Source organism: Virgibacillus sp. M23, assembly GCF_034190895.1.
GTDB lineage: Bacteria > Bacillota > Bacilli > Bacillales > Amphibacillaceae > Virgibacillus > Virgibacillus salarius.
The window spans coordinates 1-413 of sequence record NZ_JAWDHA010000331.1 but is presented as its reverse complement, the minus strand read 5'-3'; the positions used below and the strand labels follow the sequence as shown (position 1 = coordinate 413).

The following is a 413-nucleotide window of genomic DNA, read 5'->3' as shown; positions in this document are numbered from 1 at the left end:
AATCGTTTGCCGAATTGCTTTTGGCTTAGCCATTACAGTAACTGCATATAGCTGCTGCTGCAATACGCCTCCGTTTTTCACACCAATGGCTTCTCCGGTCAGATGAATCGGAACTTCCACTTCAATGTCCTCACTCATAATGACTACTTGAAAATCAGCATGAGTGATTTCATTTTTCAGCGGGTCCGTTTGCAGGTCTGTCACCATGACAGAGTGTTTCTCTCCGCTGACCTCAAGCGTAATGACTGCATTTTTGCCTTCGTCCCTCAGCGTTTTGATCAGCTCCACACTGTCTAATGACACTGGTTTGTTGCCAGTATCCTTCCCATATATGATACCTGGAACATGTCCTGAAGTACGGATATTCCGAAGAGATGAACGAGTAAAGTCCGTTCTTTCTTTTGCCGTTAAAG

General features: G+C 44.8%; 1 protein-coding gene. It reads right to left on the bottom strand.

Annotation, left to right across the window (positions count from 1 at the left end):
- On the bottom strand, window positions 1–413 hold a 413-nt coding region (locus tag RVS70_RS22820; RefSeq protein WP_321135022.1), incomplete at both ends, for a 50S ribosomal protein L25/general stress protein Ctc.